The 25842-nt window shown below is 47.9% G+C and carries 26 protein-coding genes; 8 read left to right on the top strand and 18 right to left on the bottom strand.

Translation table 11 applies throughout. The features are described from left to right. Positions 1–70: 70 nt before the first annotated feature. The 5 genes from ACO9K6_RS12850 to yyaC form a co-directional block, all read right to left on the bottom strand. Complete coding sequence (locus ACO9K6_RS12850) at positions 71–1747, bottom strand: histidine kinase N-terminal 7TM domain-containing diguanylate cyclase (RefSeq protein ID WP_424768042.1); 1677 nt, start codon at positions 1745–1747, stop codon at positions 71–73. Positions 1748–1830: 83 nt separating this feature from the next. Continuing rightward, the gene (locus ACO9K6_RS12845) at positions 1831–3030 is read right to left on the bottom strand and encodes a class I SAM-dependent methyltransferase (protein ID WP_424767960.1); all 1200 of its coding nucleotides are present in this window, start codon (positions 3028–3030) and stop codon (positions 1831–1833) included. Between the two features lie 79 nt (positions 3031–3109). Then, on the bottom strand, positions 3110–3754 hold the full coding sequence (locus ACO9K6_RS12840) for a DUF6483 family protein (protein WP_424767959.1): 645 nt from the start codon (positions 3752–3754) through the stop codon (positions 3110–3112). 32 nt (positions 3755–3786) lie between these two features. Next, positions 3787–4650, bottom strand: coding sequence for an alpha/beta fold hydrolase (locus ACO9K6_RS12835; protein ID WP_424767958.1), 864 nt, complete (start codon positions 4648–4650; stop codon positions 3787–3789). Next, on the bottom strand, positions 4647–5195 hold the full coding sequence (yyaC, locus tag ACO9K6_RS12830; RefSeq protein ID WP_424767957.1) for a spore protease YyaC: 549 nt from the start codon (positions 5193–5195) through the stop codon (positions 4647–4649). The genes ACO9K6_RS12835 and yyaC overlap by 4 nt, the downstream gene beginning before the upstream one ends. 170 nt (positions 5196–5365) lie before the next feature. Here yyaC and ACO9K6_RS12825 point away from each other — a divergent pair, with 170 nt between their 5' ends. After that, positions 5366–5596, top strand: coding sequence for a DUF1128 domain-containing protein (locus ACO9K6_RS12825; RefSeq protein ID WP_424767956.1), 231 nt, complete (start codon positions 5366–5368; stop codon positions 5594–5596). A 111-nt stretch (positions 5597–5707) separates the two neighbouring features. On the opposite strand, the gene ACO9K6_RS12820 is transcribed toward ACO9K6_RS12825, so the two are convergent. The 4 genes from ACO9K6_RS12820 to ACO9K6_RS12805 form a co-directional block, all read right to left on the bottom strand. Further along, positions 5708–6160 carry a hypothetical protein gene (locus ACO9K6_RS12820; protein WP_424767955.1) on the bottom strand — a complete coding sequence of 151 codons (453 nt, stop codon included), beginning with the start codon at positions 6158–6160 and terminating at the stop codon, positions 5708–5710. 216 nt (positions 6161–6376) lie between these two features. Then, on the bottom strand, positions 6377–7960 hold the full coding sequence (locus ACO9K6_RS12815; protein ID WP_424767954.1) for a UDP-glucose--hexose-1-phosphate uridylyltransferase: 1584 nt from the start codon (positions 7958–7960) through the stop codon (positions 6377–6379). Positions 7961–7993: 33 nt separating this feature from the next. Continuing rightward, entirely contained in the window at positions 7994–8980 is a 987-nt protein-coding gene (gene galE, locus ACO9K6_RS12810) for a UDP-glucose 4-epimerase GalE (RefSeq protein ID WP_424767953.1), read from the bottom strand. A 46-nt stretch (positions 8981–9026) separates the two neighbouring features. After that, positions 9027–10199, bottom strand: coding sequence for a galactokinase (locus tag ACO9K6_RS12805; protein ID WP_424767952.1), 1173 nt, complete (start codon positions 10197–10199; stop codon positions 9027–9029). A 205-nt stretch (positions 10200–10404) separates the two neighbouring features. Here ACO9K6_RS12805 and ACO9K6_RS12800 point away from each other — a divergent pair, with 205 nt between their 5' ends. Together ACO9K6_RS12800 and ACO9K6_RS12795 are read left to right on the top strand one after the other, a co-directional pair. Beyond that, positions 10405–11286, top strand: a complete 882-nt coding sequence (locus ACO9K6_RS12800; RefSeq protein WP_424767951.1) for an AraC family transcriptional regulator — start codon at positions 10405–10407, stop codon at positions 11284–11286. Positions 11287–11358: 72 nt separating this feature from the next. After that, positions 11359–12588 carry an NAD(P)/FAD-dependent oxidoreductase gene (locus ACO9K6_RS12795; RefSeq protein ID WP_424767950.1) on the top strand — a complete coding sequence of 410 codons (1230 nt, stop codon included), beginning with the start codon at positions 11359–11361 and terminating at the stop codon, positions 12586–12588. A 131-nt stretch (positions 12589–12719) separates the two neighbouring features. Here ACO9K6_RS12795 and ACO9K6_RS12790 read toward each other — a convergent pair whose 3' ends face one another. Then, positions 12720–13280 carry a hypothetical protein gene (locus ACO9K6_RS12790; protein WP_424767949.1) on the bottom strand — a complete coding sequence of 187 codons (561 nt, stop codon included), beginning with the start codon at positions 13278–13280 and terminating at the stop codon, positions 12720–12722. A 171-nt stretch (positions 13281–13451) separates the two neighbouring features. Here ACO9K6_RS12790 and ACO9K6_RS12785 point away from each other — a divergent pair, with 171 nt between their 5' ends. Together ACO9K6_RS12785 and ACO9K6_RS12780 are read left to right on the top strand one after the other, a co-directional pair. Continuing rightward, positions 13452–14645, top strand: coding sequence for a magnesium transporter CorA family protein (locus tag ACO9K6_RS12785; protein WP_424767948.1), 1194 nt, complete (start codon positions 13452–13454; stop codon positions 14643–14645). A 380-nt stretch (positions 14646–15025) separates the two neighbouring features. Next, on the top strand, positions 15026–15841 hold the full coding sequence (locus ACO9K6_RS12780; RefSeq protein WP_424767947.1) for a lipase family protein: 816 nt from the start codon (positions 15026–15028) through the stop codon (positions 15839–15841). 108 nt (positions 15842–15949) lie between these two features. Here the strand turns inward: ACO9K6_RS12780 and trhA are convergent, their stop codons facing one another. The 6 genes from trhA to ACO9K6_RS12750 all read right to left on the bottom strand — a co-directional run bounded on the left by trhA (position 15950) and on the right by ACO9K6_RS12750 (position 19848). Beyond that, positions 15950–16594: a PAQR family membrane homeostasis protein TrhA gene (gene trhA / locus ACO9K6_RS12775; RefSeq protein ID WP_424768041.1), complete on the bottom strand. Its 645-nt coding sequence runs from the start codon at positions 16592–16594 to the stop codon at positions 15950–15952. 79 nt (positions 16595–16673) lie between these two features. Then, entirely contained in the window at positions 16674–17369 is a 696-nt protein-coding gene (locus ACO9K6_RS12770; RefSeq protein ID WP_424767946.1) for a lipase family protein, read from the bottom strand. Between the two features lie 248 nt (positions 17370–17617). Continuing rightward, positions 17618–17821: a hypothetical protein gene (locus ACO9K6_RS12765; RefSeq protein WP_424767945.1), complete on the bottom strand. Its 204-nt coding sequence runs from the start codon at positions 17819–17821 to the stop codon at positions 17618–17620. Positions 17822–17853: 32 nt separating this feature from the next. Beyond that, positions 17854–18771: a TRM11 family SAM-dependent methyltransferase gene (locus tag ACO9K6_RS12760; protein WP_424767944.1), complete on the bottom strand. Its 918-nt coding sequence runs from the start codon at positions 18769–18771 to the stop codon at positions 17854–17856. 24 nt (positions 18772–18795) lie between these two features. Further along, entirely contained in the window at positions 18796–19122 is a 327-nt protein-coding gene (locus tag ACO9K6_RS12755) for a LapA family protein (protein ID WP_424767943.1), read from the bottom strand. Between the two features lie 156 nt (positions 19123–19278). Next, on the bottom strand, positions 19279–19848 hold the full coding sequence (locus tag ACO9K6_RS12750) for a hypothetical protein (protein WP_424767942.1): 570 nt from the start codon (positions 19846–19848) through the stop codon (positions 19279–19281). Between the two features lie 376 nt (positions 19849–20224). Here ACO9K6_RS12750 and ACO9K6_RS12745 point away from each other — a divergent pair, with 376 nt between their 5' ends. Continuing rightward, positions 20225–21172: a hypothetical protein gene (locus tag ACO9K6_RS12745; protein WP_424767941.1), complete on the top strand. Its 948-nt coding sequence runs from the start codon at positions 20225–20227 to the stop codon at positions 21170–21172. A gap of 161 nt (positions 21173–21333) precedes the next feature. Beyond that, a complete protein-coding gene (locus ACO9K6_RS12740; protein WP_424768040.1) occupies positions 21334–21585 on the top strand; it encodes an NHLP leader peptide family RiPP precursor in 252 nt (83 codons plus the stop codon). Positions 21586–21638: 53 nt separating this feature from the next. Here the strand turns inward: ACO9K6_RS12740 and ACO9K6_RS12735 are convergent, their stop codons facing one another. Then, positions 21639–23540 carry an ATP-binding protein gene (locus ACO9K6_RS12735; protein ID WP_424767940.1) on the bottom strand — a complete coding sequence of 634 codons (1902 nt, stop codon included), beginning with the start codon at positions 23538–23540 and terminating at the stop codon, positions 21639–21641. A gap of 216 nt (positions 23541–23756) precedes the next feature. Between ACO9K6_RS12735 and ACO9K6_RS12730 the strand changes: the two genes are divergently transcribed. After that, on the top strand, positions 23757–23975 hold the full coding sequence (locus ACO9K6_RS12730; RefSeq protein WP_424767939.1) for a tetratricopeptide repeat protein: 219 nt from the start codon (positions 23757–23759) through the stop codon (positions 23973–23975). Between the two features lie 331 nt (positions 23976–24306). Here ACO9K6_RS12730 and ACO9K6_RS12725 read toward each other — a convergent pair whose 3' ends face one another. Then, a complete protein-coding gene (locus ACO9K6_RS12725; RefSeq protein WP_424768039.1) occupies positions 24307–25749 on the bottom strand; it encodes a nicotinate phosphoribosyltransferase in 1443 nt (480 codons plus the stop codon). Positions 25750–25842: the final 93 nt, after the last annotated feature.

Genomic DNA, 25842 nt, shown 5'->3' with positions numbered 1-25842 from the left:
TTTTATCAGAACTCAACTATACTGACTACGTGATCAGCCTGAAAAAAACCCGAACATTCGCATCCGGGTTTTAGGCAAGCTTTCTCTTCACGATACGGTTACGGCCATTATACTTCGCTTCGTATAATGCGGCGTCTACTTGTGCAAGCAATTCACGTAAAAATGCTTTCGGATCAGCAAGATCAGCTGGCTCAAATTGCTCTATAGAGATAACGCCCATACTTATCGTTACCGAGATGGAATGGTCGCTAATTCCTGTATTTATTCGGTTATGCTCCACCGCTTCCATAAGCTGCTCGGCAATAATATCCGCTTGCTCACGGTTCGTATGCGGTAAATAGACGGTAAATTCTTCTCCGCCGTATCGCGCCAAAATATCGGTTAGCCGCAGCGTGCTCCTAACGGCATCGACGGTGCTGCACAGCACCTCATCGCCAACTAAATGACCAAACTTATCATTAATGGATTTGAAATGGTCAAGATCAAATAAGAAAATCGAAAATGGGATACCGTAGCGAATATTGGCAACCACCTCCTGCTCAAGCTGATGCAGCAGATAACGACGGTTGAAGCAGCCCGTTAAGCCATCGGTAATCGCCATCTGCTCCAGCTTCTTGTTGGCTTGAAACAGCTCATCCTGCATAATAAGCAAATCCCGGTTCCGGTCCTGCAGCAGCTCATTCTGTCGATTGGTTTCTTCGACCAGCTGCCGAAGCTCCGTTACCTCCTGAAACGTAAGGACCCTTCCGACTGGCGTCTTCTTATGGTTCAGTATGGGGGCGGACTGGACAATAATATGCTGATGCTTCTCATGATCGAAGGCGAGCTCAAATTCCAGTCTCTCCAACGGCCGCTTGCGCTGCACCTGCAAAAAGGCTTCAAAATCACGAGCTACAGAGCCTTTAAAGTGTGAGGCTATAGCGGCAGGATCAAATTTATCGCCAATATGAAGCCGAATAATCGGCTTGATCACTCTGTTCACTTCAATAATGATATCATTCTCATCAAGCACGATTACGCCCATAGACATCGTATTCATCACATCTCGCTGCACCAATTGAATAATATCGAATACCTTATTGCGGCTAATTGCATGCACCAGATATACAGCAGCAAATGCCATTCCGATCGAAATAAACGGAATGTAGCGAGTAAAGTTATCGATTAGCATCACATTAACGGCTAGATCCAGGATGGAGAACAGCAGCAGCACAAACATACCGGTCATTGCTGTCCTAACTAATGTTCTCTGCCTCTCGGACTCTTTAGCGCGCAGCTTGTACACCATGATGGTGACGGATACGGTCATGTAGAGAAGCAGCTGCGCAATCATGATCCAGTACAAGGGCCCATGCTGCAGCTGCTTGAGCGGATCCAGCTCCGTATTAACCTTCAGGAACATCCCGTTCGGATTAATGACTACAGCTAGAACCGAAAGAAGAGCAGGGATAGACAAAACGAACAACCGGCTTTTCCGTATAACATACGATTGGCCGGTGAGAAATACGGTAAATACAAACCACCCTACGCCTAGCAAAGAAAGACTGATATAGGAAGCCGTAAGATAGAACATTTTGAAAAAGGGTGAAGAAACAGTATTCGACGCAAACTGAAAAAGAGGCCAAATCGTAAATACGACATGAAGCAATAAGTAAATGCGATGCAATACCGTAACGGAGCTAGAAAGTAACACGTAGAAAAACAAGCCAAGCAGTACGAGAAACATACTAAAGTCTAGCCATATCATCCATTCCAATACGGTTCACCCATTCATTTGATAGCCATCTTCTTCCATTGTAGCAAATGTTAAATGCATCGACAATTGCCTTTTCATTCAAATCTTTTATTTTTTTCATGATCGGGCCAGCGCTCGGACAGCATATGCTCCAAGGTTGGAGAAATATTCAGAAACTGCCGGAACTGCTCGTACTGCTGCCACTTATTCACAGAAAAGACTTGCTGCTCATTTTTTACGGCTCGGATCAACAAATTTTTGGGCGTATGCTCGGGATCCACGAACTCCAGCATTTGCACCTTATACCCTAGAGCTTCGAGCAGTGTACCTCTTGCGGCATCTGTCGCCAGAGCGGCAAAGCGCTCCTTCAGCAGCCCTTGCGACAAAATTGGCGACAGCACTTCATTGCTAATCTGCCGGAACAGCTCATGCTGGCAGCATGGCACCGACATAATGACCGACGCCCCCCAGTTGACAGCCTTAGCTAGCGCTGCATCCGTAGCCGTATCGCATGCATGCAGCGTAACCACCATATCGGCCGCCTCCAGCTCCTCATAATCGGCGATATCGCCTACGAGAAAGCGAAGCTTGTCATAGCCAAGCTTCTCTGCAAGCGCTGAGCAAAAGGCAATGACATCGGCTTTTAAATCCAGCCCGACAACGTTAATGCTCCGCTTCTGCTCGATAGCGAGCAAATGATAGAGCGCGAATGTTAAGTAGGATTTGCCGCAGCCAAAATCTACAATCGTGAGCTCGCGATCGGCCGGCAAATAGGAGAGTACATCGGTTACCATCTCTAAAAAACGATTGATTTGCCGATATTTATCCTGCTTCTTCGCATAGACCTGCCCCTCAGGGCTCATTATGCCCAGCTCAACAAGAAATGGCGCCGCCTTGCCCTCTGCCAGCACGCGCTGCTTCTGCCTGTTATGCTGAAGGCTGTCTGGACGCGCCCCGCCGGTAGCCGTCCTCGTCAGCATCGACGCTTTCCCTTTCTTGTTGAATAGCAGCTGCACATCCGCCGCAGGCGTCTTAACGAGCGCCTGGCGATACTGCTGCTCCAGCAGCAGGGTCAACTGACCGGCAGCTTCCTTCTCCGCTACGTTGTCATGAGTTACTTTATTGGAGGTATGATACTCAAACTGATAGTGCAGTCCGTTCTTCAGCTGAACAGGACGAATGACGGTTTTTGGTGCTGTCGCTCCATCCTTGCGCCGTGGCTGACTAAGCGTTGCCTGCAGCAGCTCTCCGTTCTCAATCCATTTGCTTATGTCTTGCTGCCATTGCTCTGTCATGGTCTGCCATTCACTCCTAAAGGTATGATCCCGTTTAATTTGCTATCCGTCCTTAGACAATGGAGGTCTAACGTTTTATTTACGTCTTCAAAAGCGCTTCCAGCTCGTGCTCAATTTCTTCGCGGGGCAGGCCGCCTGTCTCCAGTTGTTCATCACTATAACGCAGCATGCGCCTATAGATGTCAGCGGCCTCCTCTGCTCGCAGCGCATGATCCTGCAGCAGCTCGTGCATCACATTCTCCGCTTTATCAAAGCGGCCTTCTGCTTCATGCCATTCCAGCAGCAGCCGTTTGGTTGGCGCAGGCAGCTCATAAGGACGCAGCTCCTCCAACAATTCCGCAATTTGCTCACGAGGCTCGGCAATCGTTGGTTCTGCCCCTATTAACGATAAACGAATGAACAGATGCAGCGATTTCAAGCTTGCCGCATAGCTCTCCGCTTCGCGTCCAAGCTCGAGAGTAAGCTGCGCCTCCTGCTTCATCAATAAGGCAATCACCTGCACATAATCGCTCTCCAGCACACCGTTCGTCGTCATCACCTTCATAAGGTCCTCATCAGACAAAGAACGGATAAGCTTGCTGCTTAATCGAAACCGCTGCTCCAGCAAATCATCGATATAAAGCAGCGCCTCCTCATGCTTGCGTTCCCGCCGCAAATTTAAGATTTGTCCGATTGCTTCCGTCATTTGCTCAATCATTCTCATGAAATAATCACGTTGAAACAAAAGGCTTTCCCCCTTATCCCGCTGAAAAGCGGTTAACCTCCAACCTTATTAACAAAACCAAGGATCGCTGCAATCAGCTCCTTCGGCTGCTCGATCATCCCCATATGTCCGGCACTGTCCAGCTCAACCTTTACCGTATTATCATTCACGGCCGCAAAGGCGCTCTCCACTGGAATGATCTTATCATTCAAACCCGCAACGAGAATAACCGGCAAATTGGCACTCTCGATCACCTTTGTACGGTTGGCTCGAGCCTTCATTCCTCTTGCCGTTCCAATGGCTCCTTGGCGTGAGGTGCCATAGCCAATAAGCTTGCCGCGCTCAATCTCCTCCGCCATTGCCTCTACATTACCCGGAGCAAACAGCTTTGGCACTAATCCGTCTACAAATGCAACAACGCCGTTTTCCTCTAATGCTGTGACCGCTTTATCGCGATTTTGCTTGGCTGTGTCGCTGTCCTCAAGTGCGGTAGAGTGGATGAGGCCGAAGCCGGATAGCTTCTTCGCGTATTGCTCTGCAAATGCAAGCGTAATATAACCGCCTAGTGAATGGCCGAGCACAATCGCGTTGTGAATTTGCAGTTGAATGAGCATGTGAGCAAGATCGTCCGCATACATTTCCATCGTATATGTCTCATTATCAGGAGCTGAGCTATAACCATGTCCGCGTAAATCTGGCGCTATAACACGCACAGACTGCTCAAGCGTCTCCACGATCGACTCCCAGTAAGCAGAACTCCCGCAGTAGCCATGCAGCAGCACAACAGTCTCAGAAATGCCGTCCGCCGCGCCTCCATCGTCAGGATGGGAATCATAATAAGCAAGCTCTACTCCATTATTCAAAAATAACTTGCGATGCGCAATCGAACTGCTGTATTTCTCTGCTTCCCTGCTCATGGCATGAACACCCCTTTATGCGTTTTGGTTTTATTATGCTTGCCTATGGACTGCTGCTGCTCGTTTCTGCCCCATGCGGCGTCGATGGCTTCCGACACTTCCTTCGCCATTTGCATAACGCGATAAAGGGAGGTCGTCTGCAGCATCCAATAAGCTTTCGGCCCATTCATATTCACCACGCCGGCGATGCTGTAGCTGCCAATTGGCGGAAGCCGTCTTCCAATGGCCTTGCCTGGCTGCAGCGGTCCTTCCGCAGTGATATATGCACCGATCGACTTCGGCTTGCCAAGGCAGGCATCAATGGCAATAACCACTGCATCCTCCTGCAACGTAAGCGCTGCATGTTCAACGGCATGCGCATCGCACGGCTGCTCCAGCGTGCCAATGACATTAGTCCATCCGCGCTCCTTCAGCATGGAGCCGATGAGCGGACCGAAGGAATCACCGGTTGAGCGGTCGCTTCCTATGCAGATGAACACGACGCGGCTGCGGTCTGGATGCTCGCCAGCTATCCTTTCAAGAAATGGCTTCAATTCACTTTTCATTAAATGTACTGTCTGTTCCGTCGCACAAACACCCGCCTTACATTAAAAAGATCCAATTGTAACTGATGACTTCTTTTAATTGTATCCAATTTCAACATCCTGTTCAATTTATGGTCACAGCCATTTGAAACATGATACAATTACAGCAATGCAAATCGAGGAGGTACCCTATGAACAATTTAGAAGCGCCAACACAGGAAAATGTAGAGTTTATGATTGAAGTGATTAAAACCAAGCTGAAGATGGCTTCCGCCGCGGCCATGCAAGCTTCTCACTACAAAATCGAGCAATACGAGGATATTAAGGACCTTTACGAGGTCGTGGCCTCAAAAAATAATTTCAGCATCAGCGAGGTCGAGGCGCTCGTATCGGAGCTTGGCAAGCTCCGTTCACAGCAATAGATTTTACAGTAAAAATATCCCATTAAAAGACATATATTTTTATTATTCGACAAAAAAAACCGAGATCGACATATTGATTGATCTCGGTTCTTTCTCGCGCCTGCCGAAGCTTTACTCCTGCTCCTCCGCTTGCTCCTCAGCCGCTTCAATGGACAGCTTAATCGTAACATTCTTATGCTCGCCCTTAAGAAAATGTGCAATTCTCTCCAGCTTATCCGCCAGATCAGGTCCGCTAAGCGTTGTATTCAAATGATAATCAAAGCTATCGGATGGCAGCTTGCGCTCATCGTAAGCTCCTTGACCGCTCCAGCCGCGCTCGCCGCCTCCGCTCCCTCTAGTCAACATTTGCTCTTGTACAGGATAAAATTTATCGGACTTGTTCACGACTTTTTCGTAAATACGAAGCTTCTTCAACAGCATATAATATTGCGCAGAGTGCTTGAAGTTCCAAGCCTCCCTAATATCCTTCAGCGTGTAGTCCATCTTCCAGCGCTTTAGCTTTTCAACCTGCTCATCAGTGCTCAGCTGCAAAAAATCATCTAGCGGCAGCATTTTTTCGGACATTTCTACCCCTCCGATAAATAGTTTATTTCTATTTAAGAATATCTATAAATTAGAAATTTATAAATTCTTATGTATTAAAAAATAACATAAATTTTGGCTGTTTACAAATAAATATAAATTCATAATTATGAATGTTTGTATTATGACTTTGGGCTCTAAAAAAAGAGACCTTCGGGCATACGCTGACATTTCAGCAATGCTGGAGGTCCTGTTTTATTATCGTTTCTGCAGGCCGATTGTGGTCAGGAAGCGTTCAAATGCGGCTATTCCACTTTCGTTGCGTTTATAAACGCCCGCATCCTTAAGAACATCAAGAAACTTGACGCCTGTTTCTGCTTGCAGGATCAACTTTGCCTGTTCGGCGGAAGCGGACTTGCCGTATTTTTCAATCAGCTCGAACATCCAGTCCACATGCTTATGCAACGGATGGGAAGGACTTCGAAGCTCCTCAGGTGCCGGTAATACGCCGGTCAAATAGGCTGCGAGCTGCTCCAGCTCCTCTTTCAAGCGGCCAGGCAGCACAGCGAGACCCATTACCTCGATCAAGCCGATGTTTTCCTTCTTTACATGATGCAAATGCTGATGCGGATGGAATATGCCGTCTGGATGCTCATCGCTCGTACGATTGTTGCGCAGGACGAGATCGATTTCAAATTCGCCGTTATCCCGCAGCCGCGCAATCGGTGTGATCGTATTATGAGGTGTCCGTGAGCCGTCCGCCTGCTCGGTAAAAGCCAGCACATCGGCAGACGCATCGCTGTAGCCCCGCCATTCATCAAGCAGACGGCATGCCGCGCGGTGAACGTCCGCCTTTGACGTGCCGTTCACCCTTACGACCGACATCGGCCAATTCACGATTCCGAAGCGAACGCCAGAGAGCTTCGAATCAGCAAATATCATGTCCGTAGAAGCATCCTCCATGGCGAACACATGTCGCCCCCCTTGGAAATGATCGTGACTGAGGATAGAGCCCCCGACGATCGGCAGATCGGCATTTGAACCAATGAAGTAATGCGGAAATTGCTCCACGAAATCCAACAGACGCGCAAAGGTCGAATGCGATATCGCCATTGGCTCATGCGCGCCTTTGAAAATAATACTGTGCTCATTGTAATAGACATAAGGAGAATATTGAAGGTACCACTGCTCCGCCTGCAGCGTCAGCGGCAACACCCGTAAATTTTGACGCGCGGGATGATCCGGCCGCCCCGCATAGCCGATGTTCTCCGCACAAAGCAAGCATTTCGGATAATGAGCCTGCTGCATTGTTTTAAGCAGCGCAATTTCCTTAGGGTCCTTCTCCGGCTTCGACAAATTGATTGTAATTTCCAGCTTGCCGAATTCAGTCTCATACAGCCAATATTGATTTTTGCTTATACGATCCATCCGAATGTAATTCGAATCGATGTTAAGGCTGTAGAAGGCATCTGTCGCCGCCTTCAGCCCCTCCGCTTGCGCCTTGCGCCGGAAAGCTGCGTTCACTTCCGACGGTCTCGGCAGCAATAGTCCCATAATGCGCGCATCGAGCAGATCGCGATACGTCGTCGTATTATTCGGTATAAGTCCAATTGAGAAGCCGTAATCGAGCAGCGGCTCGAGCAGCTCTACTGCGCTTGCCAAACTTTCCTCCATTATCAAGCCTTCATGGGGCTCCGAGAAATGGAACAGATCCAGCAGTGAATTCCGAGCTGCGTACAGATCAAGCTCTTCTATAAGTTTGTGCTGCAATGCGAATTGCAACAGCCGTTCGATCCCAATAAGCGCTTCGTTTGCCGAGGGCGCTTGTTGTTCATTTGCCACGAGGTACAGCCCCTTTCCTTTGAACGATAAGCTTCAGTCGTTGTAGCCGTTCGGATTCGCTTCTTGCCAGCTCCATGCGCTCTTGATGATATCCTCCAGCTTGTCGCGCTTCGGATTCCAGCCCAGCTCCTGACGGGCACGCTCGGACGATGCGACCAGGACAGCAGGATCACCGGCGCGCCGGGCTTCGAATACAGCCGGAATTTCTCTTCCGGTAACCGCCCGCGCGATGCCGATCACCTGCTTAACGGAGAAGCCCGTGCCGTTGCCCAGGTTGTAGACGGAGCTATCCGCGCCGGAACGCAGACGATCAACGGCTAATACATGCGCATCCGCAAGGTCGCTGACATGAATATAATCGCGAATGCAGGTACCGTCCGGCGTATCATAATCCTCACCAAATACTGAAATATGCGGCCGCTGTCCAAGTGCTGCTTGAAGCACGATAGGAATAAGATGCGTCTCAGGACTATGGTCCTCGCCGATCTTGCCGCTCTCATGCGCCCCCGCAGCGTTGAAATAGCGTAACGAGATGAACTTAATTTGATGAGCGACATCAAACCAGCGCATCATTTTCTCCATCGCCAGCTTGGTTTCGCCGTAAGCATTCGTGGGGAGCGTACGGTCATATTCATCGATTGGCACGTTTTCCGGCTCGCCATAGGTTGCCGCCGTTGATGAGAATACAATTTTGCGAACATTGTATTCCTTCATTTTCTCCAAAAGACAAAGCGTGCCGTAGACGTTGTTATGATAGTATTTTCCAGGATCCTTCATGCTTTCGCCAACAAGTGAATTCGCTGCAAAGTGAATGACTGCGTCTATTTCATTTTCTTGGAACACGGCATCCATAAATGCTGCGTCGCGAAGATCTCCTTCATACAGCTTGCCTCCAAGCAATGCCTGGCGGTGGCCCTGCTGCATGTTGTCTACCACGACGATTTGCTCGCCGCGCTCCTGCAGCGCCGCTACTGCATGTGATCCGATATAGCCTGCTCCGCCTGTTACAAGTACTGCCATTGATAATTTCCCCTCTCGATATTCAGAATTTATGTTTAAATCAAGATTATACGAGTCGTTCTACACCGTTGCCGATCGTGCATACGTAGAAGTCAGCCGTTAATCCTGTTGCTTCTTTATAATTGCGGCCAACCTCTTCCTTGAAGCTCTCAACGCTGTCTTCATGAACAAGCGAGACGGTGCAGCCACCGAAGCCCGCGCCTGTCATGCGGGAGCCAAGCACGCCCGGAATTTGGCGAGCCGCAGCCACCATCGCATCAAGCTCGTCGCCCGTAACCTCATATAAGTCGCGCAGCGAATCATGCGATCCGTTCATAAGCTGGCCGAACTTACCAAGATTATTCGCCTTCAACGCTTGGATCGATTGAAGCACACGATCGATTTCCTCTACAACGTGCTGAGCACGCTTACGAACCGTTTCATCTTTGATTAAGTGCTTCGCTGAATTGAATTGCTCCAGATTGATCTGACCGAGCAGCTTCAGCTCAGGGAATGCGGCTTGCAGATCTTCAACAGCCTGCTCGCATTGGCTGCGGCGTTCGTTATACGCCGAATCGACAAGGCCGCGCCGCTTGTTTGTGTTGCCGATTACGAGCTTATAGCTGCCCGAATCAAACGGCACAAGCTCATACTCCAGCGTATCGCACATCAGCAGGATGGCATGATCCTTCTTCCCGTTTGCAACGGCAAATTGATCCATAATGCCGCATTTCACGCCGTTGAAGTCATTCTCGGACTTTTGCGACAGAAGGGCGATCCTCACTTTATCGGCAGGCAAACCTTCCATGGTTTGAAGCGCATAAGCGGTAACAACCTCGATGGATGCGGAGGAGGAAAGTCCTGCTCCGTTCGGAATTTCACCGTGGTAAAGCAGATCATAACCATGTTTGAATGCTACGCCACTTTGCTGAAGCTCGTTCACAATTCCTTTTGGATAATTCATCCAGTCGTCAATATCGTCATAAACGATTGTATCGAGTGAAAACTGCTTCGCGGCTGGGAAGTTTGTGGATGCCAATCCAAGCTGGCTGTCAGAACGCCTGCGAATAAGCAGCGTTGTTCCAAAGGTTAATGCAGCCGGGAACACATAGCCCCCGTTATAATCTGTATGCTCACCGATCAGGTTAACGCGGCCCGGAGCATGAAAGACGGCGATGTCATTCGCCTCTTCGCCGTATTGCTGTATAAATTGCTGTGTTAGCTCCTCAATGTTTGCCATTTGCTATCACGTTCCTTTTTTATCAGTGTAGTGTGACCTCTATTTTCAACTTAAGTATACGGTAAACGGGTTGAAAACAAAATGGCGCTAAGTGCTTATCACATGGATTTATGTGACTTTTTGAATAATGATCGGACATGCTAAGATGATATTATTCGTACAATTATTCTCATACAAATTCAAATTTGAAGGAGATGTCATTTATATGCATCAGGATAGGTATACGGTAGCGTCTAACCCGATTATTGCACAGAACGAGAACAGCCCTTTGAATGTGCTGTTTGCCGGAGAGAGCCAGACAAAGCCGCTGCACCGACTCGGACCGAAGGTATACGATTTCTACTTGATGCACATTGTGCTCGAGGGAAAAGGAAAGTTCATTTGTGAAGGACAGACGCATATGCTGGGTGCGGGTCACACATTTCTGATTGAGCCGGAGCAGCTCATCAGCTATGAATCGGATGGCGAAGATCCGTGGCGCTACCGCTGGGTCGCTTTTAATGGAAATCAAGCGGCAGAGCTTGTCTTGTCGGCAGGCATCAAGGCTGTCCAGCAAGTTGTATTATCTACGAACTGGCGCAGAGCTGACGGTTTGTTTCGTCAGATCTATGAAACCTTCCGGCGGGGAGACGGAGCTGCGGACATGATGGCGGTCGGCTACCTTTATCTTTTATTAGCCGAGTACAAAACGCTGCTTCACCCGCAAAGCGGAAACACGCTTCGCACCTCGCAGGCGGAGAGCGACCATTTGCTGAAGCAGGTCGTACACTACTTATCCACGCAATACGCCCAACCTGTCTCTATTGAACAAATGGCAGAATCGCTCGGATACAACCGGGCGTATTTGTCCCGCTTGTTCAAGCAGCGTACCGGCGCATCGCCGGTAACCTTCCTGCTGAAGCTGCGCATTGACAAGGCGCGCCATATGCTCCGCGAGCGTCCCGAGCTCACCGTTGAGCAGATCGCCGCATCCGTCGGGCTGCAGGATGCGCTCTACTTCTCCAAGCAGTTCCGGCGCATGCACGGACAATCCCCCACTGCTTATCGGAATGCGATGCGAACGCTGGGGAAAGAGCAAAAAGTCTAATATGTTCCACGCATCCTTTTTAAGCTTCATATTCGAAAAAACGGGTAATACTATCTTAGGGAGTGATGATCTATGAAGGAGCTCTACACCGGAAAACTGTACTGGCCGGCAACTTTAAGCAGCACGAGAGATTACCCGTCCTTGCAAGAAAACATAAAAACACAGGTCGCGATTATCGGCGGCGGTATGTCAGGCGCCATATGCGGCTCCGTCTTTACACACAGCGGCATTCCTGCCGTCATTCTCGAGAGAGGACAAGTCGCTGGCGGAAGCACGTCTGCCAATACCGGACTGCTGCAAATTTCCAACGATATAATGTTATGTGATCTCTCCAAGCAAATTGGCGAACACGAAGCACGCGCCTTCTACAACGCCTGCAAGGATGCTGTCCACTTGCTGGGGAAAACAGCTGCCGCTCTTTCGGTCGATGTCGGATTCAAGCAGCGAAGCAGCCTATATTACGCCTCAACCGAGCAAGAGCTTCCCAAGCTAAAGAAGGAATATGAGGCGCTTAAGGCTTGTGGGCTGGAAGTCGAGTTCTGGGAATCGGACGAGATTGCTAAAAGGTTTCCATTCCGTAAGCCAGCCGCAATCGTAACCCATGGAGATGCCGAGGTGAATCCCTATCAATTCGTCAATGCATTAGCCGATGCTGCCGTTGACGCCGGTCTCGGGATTTATGAGCAAACCGATGTTGCATCGCATGATACGCTGCCTAACGGGCTGCATCGTCTTCGAACCGCTGACGGGTATGAAATTGAAGCGGAGCAGGTTGTTTATGCCGTGGGCTATGAACCGGAGGAATTGCGCGGTCAGCTGATTAAAGCCGAATTAAATCGTTCCTTTGCGATGGTAACCGGCGTCCAGCAAAATCTCAGCAGCTGGTATCAAAACTATCTTATATGGGAAACCGCAAGGCCATACTTATATATGCGAACGACGATTGATAACCGCGTTGTCATCGGGGGGCTTGACGAGGAGGAGGAGCAGCCAGTTCACAACGAGCACGTCAGAGAGAAACGCATCTACAAGCTGCTTGCTCAGCTCCAGGCTCTTTTTCCTGAGCTGCAAGCTCCAATTGAATACGAATGGAGTGCAACGTTCGGAGAATCACGCGACGGCCTTCCTTTTATTGGTGTAGACCCCGCTTGGGATAATGTGTATTACTGCTTAGGTTACGGGGGAAACGGCACTGTGCACAGTATGCTGGCCGCTCATTTGCTGCGGGATCTCATACGAGGTGAAAAAAATCCTATAACCGACATCGTAAAGCTTGACCGTAAATCATTAGCCAATGTATAGCGATAGCTATAAGATGAAAGCCCGCTATTACTGCTCAGCCTTCTTTGCGGCAATAACGGGCTTTTTTAGTATCGCTTGCTGCTGATTCAGGCCTATACAAATGGTCTTCGCCCTCTAGTCAGCGCGTCATCCTATGTCTCTGCTACAATTGATGAAGCGTTACACTGGCGCATCACCGCCTCCGCTACGCCGAGGCGGGATAAATCAGGACCGCCGTCCTTATCCAGCAGCGATTTGCTTTCGTCCGTTTCTGCAATAACAATGACAGAACCATTTTGCAGCGCTTGATAGCATGCCTCTGCTTCCTTATCATCTAAACCAAGTGCCTGCAGAACGCCATGATGCTGATTATGATCAGCAATTACAGCAGCATATGGATAACCGCCTCCGGCATAGGAAGAAGCGGCTCCGTAGCCAACAAGCCCATATGCGCCGACAAAGCCGATTCCGCCGGAGCCTGCTGTTGCGACAACGCCGGGGCCATCTAACCCATGCGCATCCTGCGCCGATGCTTCTTCCAGCTCGCGAAGCTCATCGGCATGGACGTCACTTTCCGCTTCAATCCTTCTGGAATGCTCAGAGTCCTTCGTGAGCACCTTAAGCTCGCCAGGGACGAAGCCTGACTGCTCCAATTGCTGGATCGCATGTATGGCCTGCTGCTCGGTATCAAATATCGCTAATTTTCTTGTCATTGCTGTACCCTCCCCATCTCGATTGTATAGAAGCTATATTTGGTATGCCCTGATTTTGACGTATCAAATCGGATAAATGATTATTCAGCATCATAGGTTGTGCATATTTCCAGTTCAGAGTATGATGGATAAATAAGAATTTGGAAAATCGGACAAGCAGGAGGCAAAGCGATGTCCCATCGAATGCTTCGCTTTCCCGCAGGATGGGAATGGCATGTACTGCAGCAAGATGAGCCGCAGACAGTAAAGCAAGAATCTTTGCCTAGCAGGAAAGAAATATTGAATAAATCGGATGATGCACGCGGAGAGATGAAAGCTCTGCATGCTGCATCAAGCATGAAGCTTGCGGCAGTCAGGCTGCAAGAGAATGAGCTGAAACGGCTGTTTCCAGCTTGCGCGTCATGGATAGACGAATGCGCTGGCAGACATTCGAATCATATATCCGTTGGAGAAGGGCCAGACACCGAACCTCTGCTCTACGGTACCCTTATGTTCCAAGTCACGGAGGAGCAGTCGGATGTACAGCCCTTCCATTTCTGGATCGAGCAGAAGCGTCTGATTACGATGCATCATGACATTCGTCTGGCGGTTAGGCTGCAAGCTCCCCAGTATACGCCGAAGCTTAACGAGTGCAGTTCCGCAGCGGAAGGTTTTTTTGTTATGCTTGGCATCATTTTAGATACGTTTCATGCTGGACTGGACGGTTTTGAGGCGAGGCTGGGCGAGCTCGAATCCACGATGCGCAAGGAAAATCGCACCGGTCTAATTGATGAAATTTTCGAACGCCGCTATGATTTGCTCCACTGGAGTCATCTCTTCATTCCGGTGAGAGAGGTTCATGGTGCCGCTAAGGAAGCGTTTATGGAGGAACTGACCGAGACGGACAGCTTTAAGCGCATTACCCATAAATTAGAACGAATCGATGAGCTCCTCCGGCATTACGCGCTTGAAATCGATACGCTCATATCGATGGACGACGCAATCTCTAATTTCCGCGGCAACGATATTATGAAGACGCTGACAATATTTACAGTGCTGTTTCTGCCTGCTACGGTTATAGGCGCCATTTGGGGCGTCAACTTTGAAATTTTGCCGTGGAAGGATAATAAGTGGGGCTTTACCAGCATGACGACGGGAATATTTATTATCACTGTCATCATCTATATATGGCTGTGGAAGAAGGGCTGGACGGGTGATCTGCTGAATGGACGCAGGCCGCAGGAAATTACGAACGACAATTCCAAGTCCCGGTCCAAACGGTCCCGCAGCTCCAAATCGAGCGGCCGAGCTAAACAGGCTACAACCCGTTCTAGTGAAGAGACTTCCTCTACCGAGGGAAGATCTCGCCGATATCGGAGTAAATAAGTAAATGATACGCTTAGGAGCTGTCTTTTAAGGTGTAATTCATCCTTAGAAGAGAGCTCCTCTTTCATTTATAGCTTCACTGGCAGACCTGTCCGCGCCGACTCATTCGCAGCTATGGTTACCCTGTGCGTCCGCCACGCATCCGCGTAAGTGGAGCGGATACACAAGGCATCGCCTGATTTGACGCATGAAGAAAGGCTTCATTCTCCAAACTGTATGGATCCGTCTGATTCGCATACTCCGTTTTTCGCCCTGCATCAATATCCAGCAAGCCTTCTTGCTCTGCAGCATAGCTAAGTCCATTTCATATCCGCTGGTACCCATTCGCCTGCCGCAACATACATTACAATAACCATCAGATCGGGGAACGGAGGGATGATATGGGGGTTTACATGCAAAATAGGGCTGCAGCACAGGATCTGGATCTTCAAACGGCTTTGTTTTTGGCTGCGGTGTGCGGACAAACATATATGCAATTCAATAATAAGGACGGCCTGTTTCTTGTTCCAAGAACATACAAACTGGCGGGCGAGCTTTGGGCGAAGGCTGCTGAAAGCAGCGAGGAGAGGTTTGGCTTTGTATTGACCTCGGAACACGCTTCTGTGCTCGCCTTTCGAGGCAGCGGCTCAGCGGTGGACTGGGTAGCCGACTTCATTGCCCAGCAGACCCCTTACCGTCCCGTCAAAAACGCCGGGCTGACGCATAAAGGCTTTACTGATATTTACATGTCTGCCCGCAATCAAATTTTAGAGCTGGTGAAGCAGCTTCCGGAGGATAAGCCTCTGTTCGTAACTGGTCATAGCCTGGGGGGAGCGCTAGCTACGCTTGCCTCGTATGACTTGGCGAGCAATACCGCTTTTACATCTCCCATCGTCTATACGTTTGGCGCGCCGCGGGTTGGCGATCCAGCATTTGTACGCCAATACAACACGACGATCGCGACCCATTGGCGATTCCAGAATGAATTCGATATCGTTCCCCATCTCCCAACGCTCGTCTACCAATCGCCAAAGACGAAACAAGCCTATTACTATATGCATGTAAAAGGTGAGGTTAAGCGCTCTTTCCGCATGGGTTCGGTGGTCCGCAACCATATCCTGCCGAGCTACTTCGCAGATCTTTCGCAAGAGGCCCCCGACTTTGCCATGGCCATTTGCACCGAGCCGCCTGGCTGGTGCCCAGCTAATGAGCTGTGAGACACTTCATTCCGGAATATAAAAATAGTGAGGAACCTCCGATCATCATGAAGCATATAGCTTCATAACGAATGAGATATTCCTCACTATTTTAAAAAACTCCCCTTATTACGCAGGCAATACATACAGCAGGATCGCGAAGAAATGGACAATCGAGCCGCCAAGCACGAACAAATGCCACACGGCATGATGATACGGGAAGCTGCGCCACATATAGAAGACCGTTCCGAACGTATACAATAAGCCGCCCGTCACGAGCAGTTGTACCCCGCCCGGAGCCAAATGCGTCGTAAGCGGCTTCCATGCGAACACGATAATCCAGCCCATCGCAATATAAACTAATGTAGAAGTAAACAGAAATTTGTTGGCAAAAAACGATTTGAACACAACGCCGACAACGGCAGCTCCCCATACGATACCGAACAGCACCCAGCCGAGCGCTCCCTGAACGATATGAAACAAAATCGGAGTATACGTTCCAGCAATAAATACATAGATGAATGAATGGTCTAATGCCTCAAATACACGCTTAGCCTTTCCCTCTGGAAAGCAGTGCACAAGCGTAGAGGCTGTATAAAGAAGCAGCATCGCGCTTCCATAGATGGTGAAGCTTACCACATGAAATGCCGTTCCCTTCGTTGTCGCGAAGACGATCAGCAGCACTAGTGCAGCAACGCTTAAGCCCGTTCCGATGCCATGCGTAATCGCATTCGCAATTTCCTCTCGTTTCGAGTACGTATGAGTATTCGCTATAGCCGCTCACCTCCTGTATTCGCAAACAGTCCAATTGTTGCTATAAGTCCGTTGCTTACTCTAACCTCATTGTAAAGGTTCATGCCCACCCTTTCAACCACTGGCGCATCCGATTAACCGTTTTGTCCAAGTTGCAGATGGCCTCCTGGTCTTTATAAGGTTCTGTGTGACGAAAATAATCAGCATGTCCGCCAACCATAGGAATCCCTTCGACATAGCCCGGCGCATATTTCATTCGATTCCACCGCGGCATCATATTTCCGCTGCGGATCCAGCCTCCCCACGTTCCGATTCTGCTGATGGGATCGTTAAGCTTACCTGAGCTGTCAATGGAATAAAAATAGCAGACACGCTCCTGCAGCTTGGGTTCAATCGGGGTTCTCGGCGAGCCCACCTGTACGATGCGAAAATCTTCTGCCTCTTCCTTCTCATACAGCATTTTAGCCGCTTGATAGGCTGCCGCTCCCCCGCCGCTATGGCCGATTAGCAGCATACGATCACCAGTTAACGTTTGTTTGATTTTGTCCAGCGCGTGCTTGCCGCCAATACGTCCAGCCCTCATTCGATTGGATAAATCACTCCGTACCTCCAGTACTTGCTTAACCAGACTGCGGCTGGCATCACCATATGGAAAAATGACATGAACGGTCGGCTCTACACCGCTTTCCCGAAACAGCTTCTCCAGCTTTATTTTGCATTCCGTAAATATGCTATTGGACGTTGCCACACCGGCAAGCAAATAGATGCTGAGTCGTGATGTACTAGTCGCCGTCATAACGAATCCCTCCGTATATAAAAAGAATCTGTCATATTTTACGTTTCATGCACTCACTGGTTTCTGCATAGACCCAGCCTGTCACTACGGCCGAGTATTTCGTCCTCCTCAGCATGCGCTAAGCAGATAACCATTATTCTCGCTTCAGCATAAGACAGCTGGGCATGAAAAAAAGCAGAACGCCAAGCTGCTGCCAGCCGGCGTCCTGCTTTGTCGCTATTGCTGTGGGCACAAGTCCGCTCCAGCTGCTATACACCCATTTTTTTACGTTGGTTATTGACTTTTTTCGTGTTCTGGCTTTTCAACGCCTGCGTCCCGGTCGAAAGATGCTTTTGGCCAGGAGCTCCGCCAGCTTGTGCTTGCTTCTTCTGAGCTAGCAGCTGCTTTGCTTTCTCTGCTTGTGTCAGCTTCTTCGGCTGCTCTGCAGATTCGTTCTGTTCCATTGTAGACATAGGTTCACCTCGCTTCATACGCTACATCATACTTATTCTACTACACTTATATATCTGGTAAAAGAGGCTTTGCTCAAGGCAATGCATTCGGCAACTCGCCAAGCTGCCATTTCCAGCTGATGCGGAATCGGTTCCGTCGTAACAATGACCGCTCGTTTAGCGAATCGCCTCACAGCTTCCAGCATCGCTTGCTGCTCGTCCTTCGGCAGGATAGAGCATAAATTGTATGGCAGGTCGACGATTGCTGCATCATAGCTGTCTCTAATCAACCGCATATCTTCCCGTTTTACGCGATCCGGATAACCAAAATGAGCCAAATTCACACGAGCCCCTCTTACGGCAAGAGGATTAAGCTCCACACCTTCAATGCTGATTCCCATAGACATCGCCTCTATAAGAACAGTGCCCATTCCGCAGCAGGGATCAATCATGCTAATATGCTCAATAGCAGGACCGGCGGCAATATTAACGATAGCTCTGGCCGTTCTGGCCGGGAGCGCGGTAGAATAGTTTTGCGGCTTGCTTTGATGCTTCAGCCACACAGCATGATTCTCCTCACATGGACCAAAATACCACTTTTCCTTGAGCTTCAATAACCCGAACAGCAGCTCCGGTGTTCGCATCACCGCCTTCCCGCGTATTGCAGCTCCTGCAGCGCGCTCCAGCTGCCTTTGCTCCTCATAGGTGAAGGACTTCTCCGCTGAGGTAAACAGCACCTTAAATGTTCGACCATTAAGCTCAACCCCTGAAAGCTTAATGATTAACTCCTCCAGGCTGTCTGCCGCAGCTATAACACAGATTCTCCGTTTCACGAATGGACTTCGATCCTGTGAAATCGCAATATCGCTGATCACCGCTCCGCCTTGTATAGGCTGTCCAAGCAGCGTACGAAGCTCTAGCTCGCATAAGGCAGACTCTGTTTCATGGCATGCATAAGTATAAATAAACATGAAGACCTCACAATCTAGAATGCGCTAATTGTTAACCGGCTCTGCTGCAATTTCTTGCGGCTCCACGCGGGCTGTCGGCATTCCTCCGAGCATTTCGACTTCTTCAGTCAGCTCAGCTACCTTCTTCTCCAGTCCCTTGATCGTCCGCTGAAGACGGAATTGACGGATCATGCCTAAAAGCCCAATCGTCAGTCCGCTTAGCAGTGTCGAGATGAGAATCACGAGAATAAGAGGCAGCGACGCCTCGGTAAACAGGAAGTTCACCCGCACCGATTCGACATTAATGACAGCGAAAACAGCAATAAGCAGAGCAAATACTAACGCGGAAATTAAAACGCCTTGTCCTTTCATGGCGATTCCTCCCTTTTCCACAAATCATACCACAAACACTACGCCTTCGCTCAAATCGTTTAGCGTCTCCAATCGTAATTATTGACATCGTTAGATCCTCCCTTAAACCTTTCTGTCCAAGAAAGAAAAAAAGACCTCCCGATGAGAGATCTTTCGTTATGCGGTACGAAACGCTCCAGTAGCTGGAAGCTCCTCTTTGCAGCAGGCATAGGCTTGCAGCTTGCCGTAATATACAAGCTCGAGAATTGAGGTCTTCTCCAGATCCCCCGGGGTGACGAACAGCGATGGCTTATCGACTAAGCAAACGCCGCTCTGCTCGAATACCGAAGCTACAAACTGCGAACAGAAGTACGCGTGCTCCCTCTTCATCTCAATATTGAACATTACGCCCAGCATGCCGAGTAAATTATATTTGTATTGGTCGCAATTTCGCTCCATATGATGTATCTGTTTGCGAATATCTATATATGCGCTTTGACTGATTGAACATCTGTAGAGGGCGCAGGTCGTATCCTCAAAAAATCCGCAGCGGACATCCTCTTTCACGAATCCCGCAATAAAAGGATTGTTCGGATTTTTCCTCCCGAAGCTATACACCTCCGTAAGCTCTCGATCAAAGGCGATTGATGCATGATTTAACCTGTTCTTGGTGTATAATTGTATGGTTTTCGAGAATAACGTCCCTGTATTCGTCAATAACACATAAATATCCAACTCTCTGTTCATTCCATACGACCTCCACATTAAAGAACTTTCATCACGGTATTAACTTTAATGCAGGAGAATGAATTTCTTAACCTGCTCAGGTAATAGATCTATCCCCGACTTTAGTCCAGCTTTGTTCGTATTGCATGATACAGACTCATCTACTATCCTTTTTTTCTTTCTCAATCCTATTTCATTTTACTGGATAATCTGTATTTACTCAATAAGCGATTCATCATTCTTTCCCTCATATTTAAAAAAATGTTAACTTTTTCTTGTTTCCTGCGTGGTATAGTAGATTAAGAATATCATCGTTCATTTACTATATATATGCTTCAATAAGTTCATTCGTATAGACGAATGAAGCCTATTAGAAGGTTGCGGAGGGTATGAAATAATGGATTGGATTGACCGTTATAAACAGCAGCTAGAGCAAATTTTTGAAGAAGCGCAGCAGCGAATTGGCAGTTTTCCGAAGCCGCTGAATACGATTGGACTCGTCTATGCAGACAAGTTCCATCCGGTCAAGCATATGGGCAGAGTGGATTACATCTGCACCCTGCTTCCTTTTTGGATGAAAGACACGGCCTCCATCAGCGATGCGCAGTGCGCGCGGCTTGCATTAGCTAATGTATATGGAATGCTTTATTTTTTTATTCAGGATGATGTGATGGATAGCGCTCCCTCCTCGAATGGGAAGGAGCAGCTCGCGCTCGGCAATTTGCTTCTGCTGGAGATGTTCAGCGTATTTCGCGAGCTTTTCCCCTCTGGGTCGCCATTTTGGCATTATTACAACCGTTATGTCGCGACCTGGGCAGACTGCGTGGTAAATGAGGATCGAGACAATTACTTCATAACCGACCCCGTCCGTATGGCTTGGAAAGCAGGTCCTGTCAAAATTGCGAGTACGGGAGCGCTGCTGCTTTCCGGATTAGAAGCGAAAATTCCAAAGCTGGAGAACGCCATCGACATCATTCTCATGACGCTGCAAATGTCCGATGACTGGGCAGACTGGAAGGAGGATTTGGCGGAGGGCAGCTATAACGGCCTCCTCGCGATGATTTCAGCCTCAAGAAGCTCACAAGAAGAGGCTTTAACAGAGCAAACAGCCGAAAATGCGATTTATGTCAGCGGCTGCTTGAAGCAGTATGTCCAGCTTGCCCGCGACAATCATGTGCGATTGCTCGCTATGGAGCTCGAAGCCGTCGAACTAATAGACTTTCACTCCTATATGTTAAATCAATTGAACAAGATAGCCGAGAGGATAGATTCAAACCGATCGCAGCTGTTAAAAGGCGGATTTGAGTATTTATTATCTAAACTTGCAATAAATAAAGAGCAATAGAACAGGACTTGCGCTATACAAGCACAGAACTAGTTTCCAATAGCTAGAATGATTTGCATAGTCACAATAGACATTTTTCTGTATTTTTTTGAATTTTTTTATATAATTTGTCGAAAGTGCATGCTATACTCAATATGGTAATCTTATACATATTCGAAAGGGTGATCAATTTGTCCGCAGAAAAATCATTGAAAGACCAAATCATTCAAAAAGCCTGGGAAGATGCAGCATTCAAGCAGCAGCTGCTCGTCAATCCGAAGGCAGCTGTTAAAGAAGCTTTTGGAATTGAAGTGCCGGATACGATTGATGTAGAAGTCGTAGAAGAAACGGCGAGCAAGCTATACCTGGTTATTCCGCAGAACCCTGCAGCGGCAGATGACTCCGTCACTATACAAACAGCGATGTGGATATAAGTATCTAATAAAAAACAAGCGCTGATCGCTCGTCAATGAGCAATCAGCGCTATTTATTTCGCGGAAGGGAATTGAATAATAGCTTCCGTGCCAACGCCTTTATGGCTAAAAAACTCGATTTCCCCCTCCATGACTTCAATAATTCGGAAGGTAACCATTAATCCGAGTCCAGTACCCTTTGATTTTTTAGAATAGTATGGCTCGCCTAATCTTTGAAGATCAGCTTCGCTCATCCCCTCACCGTTGTCTTTTATGCAGATGAAGACTTGATTAGAGTCGTTATCCCTATAGGCTCGTATTGAAATAACTCCGTCCTGCTCCAATGCTTCGATACTGTTTTTGATAATATTGATTAGAGCTTGCTTGAATTTCGTGGAATTTCCGTGCACGTATAGATTGCCTGCTATATCAACCTCGATAACACCGCCCTGCATAGTCGCCAAAGGGTGTAATATTCCCACAATTTGCTGAAGCTCCTCAGCAATATTTAGAAGCGTTGTCTGCTCCAGCTGCGGCTTGGCGAACGTCAAAAAATCTGTAATGATTTCCGAAGCCCGGTCTAATTCATCTATTGCCAGCATCATAAAGCTCTCATCCTTGACACTCGTGGCCTTAGTGCGAAGCAACTGAAGAAATCCTCTCGTCACCTGCAACGGATTGCGCACCTCATGAGCGATAGATGCAGCCAACTGACTAATAATCTCCATCTTCTCTGATCGTTGGAGCTCATTGTTTATAACTTCCAGTTGCTTTGAATATTCAACGACTTGCTCGTAATTTTGTAATATTCTTCTCGCTAATATAATAATGAGGGATGCAATAAAACTTAAAATGCCCCATTTCCATAAAAATAATTCATAATTCATGCCCCGGATGAAATACCATATCATTTCTGATACGCCGACTAATGCAAAAAGTCCAAAACCCGTTGTTAAAATAATGGCTTCTTTATTTTTTTGCAAACAATACCTGATAAGAAAAATAAACAACAGAAGGTTTCCGATAATGACCGAGAAGCCGAACGTTATAATTGACGCAATTTGAAAATAAATAGCAGTTGAGTTTGAATAAATGCCTATTACTAATATAAAGGCATTAAATGATGCTAAACCCATCTGAATCTTTCTAAAAAGTGTAATAAGTCCGTAAGGACCTCGGCCAAATATACTTTCAAAAAAGAAGAAAATAGCAGGCATTAATAAAATTGTGGCGAAATCGAAAGAATGATAAGCTATAAAACCAAATTCGCTATATACGGTATGAAAAAAAGAAGAGTAAGTAATGATCATAACGCCAATTGAGAAAATAACTACACTCAACGAAGCCCAACTGGCTAAAAATGACTTGTTTAAAAAAATAATACTGAAAAGCATAGCAAAAGCTACAAATATTAACGCCGCACCTAGAATAACATCAAACATTTCAAGAGATAAAAATTGCTTGCTTAGCGTCTGACTTTCGCCAACTTGAATGCCTTCTTCTAATCCTGCCAATTTTACATCACTAAATAATAAAATATAAACCGTCTTATTTGCTTCATCGGCATCTAACTGGAGTAATATTTCATTCTTATAATAAGGATAAATCCGGTTCGATTCATAAACAACTCTATTATCAATATATATAACAACTTCTTTGCCGATAAGCTTACTTATTAATATCGCTGGTCTCGCTAAATCTAGCTCAGGAAGCTGGAAACGGAGCCATGCATAATCTACTTGCGCTGGTTTGGGAGGCAGCCCGTCTCCCTCCGAGTATAATTTCCATTTATTACTTTCTGCATCAGCAGATATATCCTCAATCGTACGCTCCGGATCTGCCTCCCACATCATCTCCCACTCTGTAATCTTCGTCACAGGGGCATCCGTTAAAGCATGCGTCGGCGCAACTAGAAAAGGGAGTACAATCACCAGCGAAAGTACAAAGACGATCGCGAACCTACATAAAGCGTTCATTCAGCACCTCAAAACCCCAAAAATGTAAATCCTTCAACGGTCCCGTTCAAGCAGAGATATCACTTTTACTAAAGTATACCAGCAATTAACGACTTCGTCCGACATATTTTTCAAAAATAAAAAGTCAATCCCATAAGTAGATAAATCTACATAAAGTGTAGCCTTTGAACGTTCGAAAGCTATGCCTATGCGCTGCTTAGCCAAGTGTGCTTGCGAATGGAAAGCTATGATCAAGCCCTTAACTGGGCAGGAGAAGCGCTTAGGCGCGATCCGGAAAATGTGGCAGCCTGGTTCGTGCGCACGACAGTCTACTACGAGCAGGAAAATTGGAAGGCCACCAAAGAGGCGCTTGAGGAAGCGATGCGAATCGATCCGTATGAAGGTTTTCGGGTGGACGAGGAGAAGGTGAGCGTACAGCGCTCGCCTTTTTATTAGCAGTACTACTACTTTTTTAGGAGGGAACCATCGGTTTATACATAAGGGAAGAGGGAAATAAGAGCGCATCAACTATGATGCTGCGAGCTATAGAAATTCGGAATTCTGCTTAGAGTCTGCTATATTGAACGCAATAGATCCATTCAGATTAGTTAGGAATAGCAAAAATTAGTATGAATCTATTGCACAATGTACTTCGCAGCGATCAAAGCTGCAGCTAATTCGTCCAATCTGCTGTAAGCAGTGCAATGTAAATCTTTCTGGGCTAATGACCGACCATTATCCGTGCCGCAAGTCGACATCTATGTGCATTAAATGAAGGCTAGAGCTGCTAGCTTTCATGCTCTCCAATAAGCTTCATTTTCAGCTGCCACGCCGTTTCACTTAAATTAACGCGATAAGCCTCGGGATTCAGTATCCGCAAATATTGCGGCCAAAATTGACCGAGCTGGCGGACATGATAAGCTCGAATATCAGCAAGGGCGGGCAGCTCATACACAAGCTCACCCTCCTGTATAATCGGTTTTAGCAATGGCAGCGCCTCATAGTTGTCCACATATTTACTTATGTACGGATGAGCGGGATCAAATAGCTTTATTCGTCCGCCCCCCTGCACCTGCCGCTCTTCCCTTAGCGTGATGTAATCCGCTTCCGCTTTTCCGGTTTCTTTATTCATAATGCGGAATACTTGCTTAAAGCCTGGATTCGATACCTTCTCCGGATTGCCCGAAATTTTAATGACCGGCTCATAGGCGCCATTCTTCTCTCTCGCAACAAGCTTGTACACGCCGCCAAGCGACGGCTGATCGGCAGCGGTAATAAGCTTCGTGCCTATACCCCACGAGTCGATCCTTGCGCCCTGCGATTTAAGATTGACAATAATGTGCTCATCCAGATCGTTTGACGCCACGATTTGTACGTAAGGGAATCCCGCTTCATCAAGCATTTTGCGCGCCACCTGCGAAAGGTATGCCAAATCTCCGCTGTCGAGCCGGATCGCATTCATTCGTTTCCCCTTCTCCTCCAGCAAACGTGCAATTTTTATCGCATTAGGAATACCGCTCTTAAGCGTATGATAGGTATCTACCAGCAGTGTGACATAATCGGGAAGCGACTCCGCGTAGGCCCGAAATGCTTCCTCCTCCGTGTCATGTCCCTGCACCCAGGAGTGAGCATGAGTACCCTTGGCTGGAATGCCGAACAGCATACCCGCCCGCATGTTGGAGGTCGCATGAAACCCGGCAATATAGGACGCCCGTGTACCCCAAATTGCGGCATCAGCCTCCTGCGCGCGTCTCGTACCGAACTCCATCAACACCTCATCAGGAGCAGCCTGCTTGATTCTCGCCGCCTTCGTCGCAATGAGCGTTTGATAGTTCACAAAATTCAATATAGCTGTCTCTACCAGCTGGGCTTCGAATATGCGCGCCTCCACGCACAGCAGAGGCTCGTTCGCGAACACCAGTGTCCCTTCCTCCACGGAGAACAGATTGCCGGTGAACCGAAATTCCCGCAGCTCCTCCAGAAATTCTTCTTTATAATTCTCCTCCTGCGACCGCAGGTAAGCAAGCTCCTCATCCCCGAAACGAAGGGAGCGAATATATTCCACGACTCTCTCTAAGCCCGCAAATACAGCAAAGCCATTGCCAAAGGGAAGCTTGCGAAAAAACACCTCAAAAACTGCTTTATCGTGCAGACTTCCTTGCAGCCAATGCGCATACATCATATTGATTTGGTACTTATCCGTATGCAGCGTTAAATGATTATAGCTCATCTCAATAGCTCCCTTCCCTTTTACTCTATCCATAAACTACACCTCTAACTCTTGAAAATAAAAAACGCCGCTCAGGACGACTCACTCGTCTCA

The sequence above is a fragment of the Paenibacillus praedii genome, assembly GCF_049725345.1.
Lineage (GTDB): Bacteria > Bacillota > Bacilli > Paenibacillales > Paenibacillaceae > Pristimantibacillus.
The sequence above is the reverse complement of the archived record's forward strand: the minus strand, read 5'-3'. Positions and strand labels throughout refer to the sequence as shown.

Excerpts from the sequence above, each read along its gene's own strand:
- ACO9K6_RS12800 (WP_424767951.1), top strand. The coding sequence starts at position 10,405 with ATGCATCAGGATAGGTATACGGTAGCGTCTAACCCGATTATTGCACAG.
- ACO9K6_RS12795 (WP_424767950.1), top strand. The coding sequence starts at position 11,359 with ATGAAGGAGCTCTACACCGGAAAACTGTACTGGCCGGCAACTTTAAGC.
- ACO9K6_RS12730 (WP_424767939.1), top strand. The coding sequence starts at position 23,757 with ATGGAAAGCTATGATCAAGCCCTTAACTGGGCAGGAGAAGCGCTTAGG.
- ACO9K6_RS12735 (WP_424767940.1), bottom strand. The coding sequence starts at position 23,540 with ATGAACGCTTTATGTAGGTTCGCGATCGTCTTTGTACTTTCGCTGGTG.
- ACO9K6_RS12850 (WP_424768042.1), bottom strand. The coding sequence starts at position 1,747 with ATGATATGGCTAGACTTTAGTATGTTTCTCGTACTGCTTGGCTTGTTT.
- ACO9K6_RS12770 (WP_424767946.1), bottom strand. The coding sequence starts at position 17,369 with ATGACGGCGACTAGTACATCACGACTCAGCATCTATTTGCTTGCCGGT.
- ACO9K6_RS12755 (WP_424767943.1), bottom strand. The coding sequence starts at position 19,122 with ATGAAAGGACAAGGCGTTTTAATTTCCGCGTTAGTATTTGCTCTGCTT.
- yyaC (WP_424767957.1), bottom strand. The coding sequence starts at position 5,195 with ATGAAAAGTGAATTGAAGCCATTTCTTGAAAGGATAGCTGGCGAGCAT.
- ACO9K6_RS12845 (WP_424767960.1), bottom strand. The coding sequence starts at position 3,030 with ATGACAGAGCAATGGCAGCAAGACATAAGCAAATGGATTGAGAACGGA.
- ACO9K6_RS12785 (WP_424767948.1), top strand. The coding sequence starts at position 13,452 with ATGTCCCATCGAATGCTTCGCTTTCCCGCAGGATGGGAATGGCATGTA.
- ACO9K6_RS12765 (WP_424767945.1), bottom strand. The coding sequence starts at position 17,821 with ATGTCTACAATGGAACAGAACGAATCTGCAGAGCAGCCGAAGAAGCTG.
- ACO9K6_RS12780 (WP_424767947.1), top strand. The coding sequence starts at position 15,026 with ATGGGGGTTTACATGCAAAATAGGGCTGCAGCACAGGATCTGGATCTT.
- ACO9K6_RS12805 (WP_424767952.1), bottom strand. The coding sequence starts at position 10,199 with ATGGCAAACATTGAGGAGCTAACACAGCAATTTATACAGCAATACGGC.
- ACO9K6_RS12750 (WP_424767942.1), bottom strand. The coding sequence starts at position 19,848 with ATGAACAGAGAGTTGGATATTTATGTGTTATTGACGAATACAGGGACG.
- ACO9K6_RS12820 (WP_424767955.1), bottom strand. The coding sequence starts at position 6,160 with ATGTCCGAAAAAATGCTGCCGCTAGATGATTTTTTGCAGCTGAGCACT.
- ACO9K6_RS12725 (WP_424768039.1), bottom strand. The coding sequence starts at position 25,749 with ATGAGCTATAATCATTTAACGCTGCATACGGATAAGTACCAAATCAAT.
- galE (WP_424767953.1), bottom strand. The coding sequence starts at position 8,980 with ATGGCAGTACTTGTAACAGGCGGAGCAGGCTATATCGGATCACATGCA.
- ACO9K6_RS12790 (WP_424767949.1), bottom strand. The coding sequence starts at position 13,280 with ATGACAAGAAAATTAGCGATATTTGATACCGAGCAGCAGGCCATACAT.
- ACO9K6_RS12825 (WP_424767956.1), top strand. The coding sequence starts at position 5,366 with ATGAACAATTTAGAAGCGCCAACACAGGAAAATGTAGAGTTTATGATT.
- ACO9K6_RS12835 (WP_424767958.1), bottom strand. The coding sequence starts at position 4,650 with ATGAGCAGGGAAGCAGAGAAATACAGCAGTTCGATTGCGCATCGCAAG.
- ACO9K6_RS12745 (WP_424767941.1), top strand. The coding sequence starts at position 20,225 with ATGGATTGGATTGACCGTTATAAACAGCAGCTAGAGCAAATTTTTGAA.
- ACO9K6_RS12760 (WP_424767944.1), bottom strand. The coding sequence starts at position 18,771 with ATGTTTATTTATACTTATGCATGCCATGAAACAGAGTCTGCCTTATGC.